The organism is Spirulina subsalsa FACHB-351, assembly GCF_026130165.1.
Lineage (GTDB): Bacteria > Cyanobacteriota > Cyanobacteriia > Cyanobacteriales > Spirulinaceae > Spirulina_A > Spirulina_A subsalsa_A.
The window spans coordinates 1-5,050 of record NZ_JAIHOM010000202.1 but is presented as its reverse complement, the minus strand read 5'-3'; the positions used below and the strand labels follow the sequence as shown (position 1 = coordinate 5,050).

Here is a 5,050-nt window from a genome sequence, read left to right as displayed (position 1 = left end):
ACTAGAAGCCTATTGCGAATCAACAGGTCGTTCCAAATCAGATGTTTTGAGAGAACTCATCAGAAGCCTTAAGATCAAGAAAAAGCCGTCCTAGAAGGACGGGGCTTTAGACCCAGTTCCTCGGTAAACCGTAGTCAGTTGTAGAGTAGATCAGAGGGAATAACAGGGGTTAAATATAACTTACTGTAATTCGGACGCACCATCCTTTAAAAGTTATCCGTGAAGTATTGTCAATTCTTATATAGCGAACCTATCTGAGTCGTGCAAAAAAGGCTCGCCTGGAATCAACATAGGACAATAGCCCAGAGTTCACGTCTCATTAGGACTAGCTATATAGCGTTTCCCAATCATTGATCAACTCTCAGAGAAGTTTCTCATAATACTTCAAGCTCCTTGTAACCCTTGTATACTGTTCCCTGTTCCCTTTGTTTTCCCTTGTGGATTACAAAACTCAAATGGAAACGCTATATATTCTCTAAGCGTGACGTACTAACGATTATGAACACTTCATTAGATCCTGTTATCCTCTCCATTGTGGTGCCGATTTACAACGAGGAGTCTAATCTAGATGCCCTATTTAACCGCTTAGAAACGGTTTTAGGCAACTTAAACCTGTCCTATGAAATTATTTGCGTTAATGATGGCAGTCGGGACAACAGTTTACAAGGATTAATCGCCCATCACCAGCGCAATCCTCGGATTAAAATTATCAACCTTTCCCGCAACTTTGGGAAAGAAATCGCTCTGACGGCTGGACTAGATCATACCATTGGTCAAGCTGTGATTCCCATTGACTCCGATTTACAAGATCCCCCCGAATTGATTGGCGAATTAGTCGCCCAGTGGCGGGCGGGTTATGATGTAGTTTATGCCACAAGGCGATCGCGCCAAGGGGAAACCAAACTCAAAAAACTCACCGCCGCCCTGTTTTACCGCACCATTGGTAAAATGAGCAACATCGCCATCCCCCCCAATACCGGGGACTTTCGCCTGTTAGATCGTCGAGTCGTCGAAGCCATCAAAACCCTACCCGAACGCACCCGTTTTATGAAAGGATTATTTACTTGGGTAGGTTATCGACAAACAGCCGTATACTTTGACCGAGAACCCCGATTTCAAGGAAAAACCACTTGGAATTACTGGAAACTGTGGAACTTCGCCCTAGATGGTATTATTTCCTTTAGTTCCATTCCCTTAAAAGTGTGGAGTTACATGGGCTTAGGCGTTTCTGTTTTTGCCTTCTTTTATGCTGTATTCCTGATTATTCGCACCTTGATCCTAGGGATTGATGTTCCCGGTTATGCGTCTACTATTGTTTCCGTTCTCTTTTTAGGCGGAATTCAGTTAATTAGTTTAGGTGTAATTGGCGAATATTTAGGACGTATTTATGAAGAAGTCAAAGGCAGACCCCTGTATTTAGTCCGGGATCTCTATGGTTTAGACCCTCAAGGCAACCCTACTATTCAAAGCCATGATTTTCCTCTCTCCTCCAATGTAAACCCTGTCACCGATGAACAACAGCTAGCATGAACCTTAAAAAAAGTGCCATTTTAATCTTTATTTTTTGTGTTGTCATTACAGCGTTTGGAGTCTATTTAATTGGCGGAATTGACCAAGACACCTTAGAACAATGGCTGGAACAGGCCGGAATTTTAGCCCCCATTATTTACATTATTTTATATACCCTCGGCACTATTTTATTATTACCCTCTACTCCCCTTAACCTAACAGGTGGGGCTATTTTCGGCACAGTTTGGGGAACGATTTGGACAACTGTCGCCGCGATTATTGCTGCTTTAGTCGCCTTTTTGTTTACCCGCACCATTGGCCGGGACTGGGTAGCGCAAAAATTTAAAGGCAAGTGGGAAGTATTAGACGCAGAATTGCAGCAAGGGGGTTTGTTTTATATGTTTGCTATTCGTCTTTTACCCCTCATTCCCTACGGCATTGTTAACTTTGCCGCCGGATTGACTTCCATTCGGGTACGGGATTATTGCATCGGGACGGCATTAGGGACTGTACCGGGAATCCTGCCGTTTGTCATGATGGGGGCGGGATTACAAGCGTTAAAGCAAGGGGATATGTTGCCCATTCTAGTGGCTTCGAGTTTAACGGGGTTATTAGTGGGGGGGGCGACGTGGTATCGTCGCCGTCGTCAGTCGCCCCGTCGGGCTTTGGAGGAAACGGAAAGGGGGGAATCGGGAGTCGGGAGTCGGGAGTAATTACCCAATCTTGACAAGTTAAGACCCAAAGTTAGAAGTCAAGAGCATTCCTTCGGAACGCTGCGCGAACGGGAGTCGGGAGTCGGTAGTCACTGAGCTTAGTCGAAGTGGAGTCGGGAATCGGAAACAATTATCAATTATCAATTATCAATTATCAATTCCCCACTCCCCTGCTCCCAATGGGGCGCTAAAGCGGAACTACGAACCTGACTCTCCACGACCTAGACCGAAAACGGTTATTATGGCTATTGGCCACTGCACATAAGAAGGAATGCTAAAGGGACGCACCATTCAAACAGTCTTAACCGTTAGTTCCGGGGTCTTAATTGTGGGACTTGTGGGCGCTACAGTGTTTGTGGGTCAACAGCAAGGCTGGCTGACTCAGTTGGAACGCTGGGTGATGAACACCACAGGAGGCTCGGCGAATTTATCCCGCAAACCCAATGATGAACAGTCGGAGGTGCTACCTTTGGCACTTCTCCCGATGGAGGAGCGCCTCCCTCGCCTCGAAGAATTAGCCAATGGCGCGCCTTCCTATGAACGGAGTCGCGCCCGTTTTATGCTGGCTAGTGACTGGATTGAACAGGGGGAAGGGGGAAGAGCAATCCGCACCCTCGACGGATTGGATTTGGATTATTCTCTGCTGGGGCCTTGGGTGCTGTTGAAACGGGCGAGAGCCTATGAGTTAACCAATGATTTAAACCGTTCTAAGGAGACGTTACAAAAGCTGCTGGAGACTTATCCTGAGTCGCTGGCGGTGGGGGAAGCGTTGTATGTTTTGGGGCGGTATGATGAGGACTATTGGGAACGGGCGATCGCAGAACATCCCCAACATCCTCTAACTCACCAACTGGTGCGGGAAAAGCTCGAAGGCAATCGTGACCAACCCGAATTATTACTCTTCCTCGCCCACAACACCCCCGACAGTGAACGGATGAGCGAAATTCGGGATTACCTCGTGCAACGCTTCAGTGATCAACTTACCCCCGAAGATTGGGAAGTGATCGGCTTTGGCTACTGGCAACAGTGGGAATATGGCAAAGCCGCCAGCGCCTACTCCCGCGCTACCCGCACCCCAGAAACCCTCTTTCGCACGGCTCGGGGTCGAGAAATTGCCGGAAATGCGATCGCCGCGAGAATCGACTATCAGCAGTTAGTGAGTGAATTTCCCGACAGTAGAGAAGCCGGACAGGCCTTGCTCCGTTTAGCCGCCAGTTCCCCCCCCCAAGAAGCCATCGCCTTTTTAGATCAAGCCATTGCCAACTATCCTGATCAGGCGGCCGAGGCTTTAATCAACAAAGCCAATATTCTCGAACAACAGGGCGCTCGCACCTCCGCCGCTCAAGCTCGCCAGTCCGTCTTGAATCAATATCCCCAATCAGAAGCCGCTTCCCGCTATCGGTGGGAAAGAGCTAAAGCTTTCTCTAGTCAAGGTAATTATATTGAAGCTTGGCGCTGGGCCCGTCCCATTGCCATCAACACCCCTAACAGTTCCCTCGCCCCTCGTGCCGCCTTTTGGGTGGGGAAATGGGCGAGTCGAGTCAATCGGACTGAAGATGCCGAGTCAGCCTATCAGTATGTGCTAGAACAGCATCCCGAGTCCTATTATGCTTGGCGTTCCGCCGTCCTCCTAGGTTGGGATGTCGGCGACTTTACCACCGTGCGCCCCAAAAGTCCTGAAATCGTCACCCCCACGTTTTATCCCCATCCTCCGGCCGGTTCTGAAGCTTTTAGGGAACTGTACCAACTGGGTCAATATAACGACGCTTGGAAACTCTGGCAAGCCGAAATGGGCAACCGACGAGATAAAACCGTTGATGAACAGTTTACCCAAGGGTTAATCCTACAAACCCAAGGAAAATATCTTGATGGGATTAACGCCATTTGGAACTTAACCCAACGGGATACTCCTGAAGAGCGGGAAGAGTGGCAAGCCTTGCGTCAAGAGTCTATGTATTGGAAAACCCTCTTTCCCTTACCCTACTCCGAGTTAATTCTAGAATGGTCAGAGGCGCGGAATCTAAACCCTTTCTTGGTTTTTTCCCTGATTCGTCAAGAATCCCGCTTTGAGAAAGAAATCCGCTCCTCAGCCGGAGCCCTTGGTTTAATGCAGGTGATGCCAGACACCGGGCGCTGGATAGCCGAACAAATCTCCTTTGAGAATTATTCATTAATCAATCCGGCCGATAATATTAAATTAGGGACTTGGTACTTGGACTATACTCATCAGAGGTATAACAATAACTCCCTATTGGCGATCGCCAGTTACAACGCTGGCCCCGGCAACGTCAATCAATGGGTGCAACGGTTTGGCTTTGATGATCCAGATGTCTTTGTCGAACAAATTCCCTTCCCCGAAACCAAAGGCTATGTCGAATCCGTGTTTAGCAATTATTGGAATTACCTCCGCATCTACAATCCTGAAATTGCTCAACTGATGGAACGTTAGCCCTTCATCCTTCATCAGGGTAGTTCCCTTGTTCCTTTTTTCTTATCTGCAATGTCGGGTGAAGACCCTCGGTTTTACCGAAGGGATGAAACCCGACCAGTATAGAAACAGCGAAGCACGACTCTTTGATTAAAGCTCAGGAATCACTAGCTCATGACAATTTGTGCTGTATATGTTAGTATTCATCTAGTTGTTTGAGGTCGATAAACAATGATTGTCCTAGAAATGAAAGCAGTATTAAAACCAAGTCAATCTACTGCCATTGATGATGCCATTGTTATTTGGGGGGAAGCCCCCCAAACCCCCTTTCGCACAGTTCAATTCATCAGAAACAAAGCTTTAAGACTTTGGATGGATGCTAAACCAGAGGATAAAATAG

At 47.6% G+C, this 5,050-nt stretch carries 3 protein-coding genes; all 3 read left to right on the top strand.

The window, feature by feature from the left end:
• Window positions 1-498 precede the first annotated feature (498 nt).
• The 3 genes from K4A83_RS21905 to K4A83_RS21895 all read left to right on the top strand — a co-directional run bounded on the left by K4A83_RS21905 (window position 499) and on the right by K4A83_RS21895 (window position 4,671).
• Window positions 499-1,530 (top strand): glycosyltransferase family 2 protein, encoded by a 1,032-nt coding sequence (locus tag K4A83_RS21905; protein WP_321161043.1) that lies wholly within the window; start codon window positions 499-501, stop codon window positions 1,528-1,530.
• Window positions 1,527-2,222 (top strand): TVP38/TMEM64 family protein, encoded by a 696-nt coding sequence (locus tag K4A83_RS21900; RefSeq protein ID WP_265266841.1) that lies wholly within the window; start codon window positions 1,527-1,529, stop codon window positions 2,220-2,222. The genes K4A83_RS21905 and K4A83_RS21900 overlap by 4 nt, the downstream gene beginning before the upstream one ends.
• Before the next feature lie 271 nt (window positions 2,223-2,493).
• Entirely contained in the window at window positions 2,494-4,671 is a 2,178-nt protein-coding gene (locus tag K4A83_RS21895; RefSeq protein ID WP_265266840.1) for a lytic transglycosylase domain-containing protein, read from the top strand.
• Window positions 4,672-5,050: the final 379 nt, after the last annotated feature.

Coding starts and splice junctions, on each gene's coding strand:
- K4A83_RS21895 (WP_265266840.1), top strand. CDS start 2,494: ATGCTAAAGGGACGCACCATTCAAACAGTCTTAACCGTTAGTTCCGGG.
- K4A83_RS21900 (WP_265266841.1), top strand. CDS start 1,527: ATGAACCTTAAAAAAAGTGCCATTTTAATCTTTATTTTTTGTGTTGTC.
- K4A83_RS21905 (WP_321161043.1), top strand. CDS start 499: ATGAACACTTCATTAGATCCTGTTATCCTCTCCATTGTGGTGCCGATT.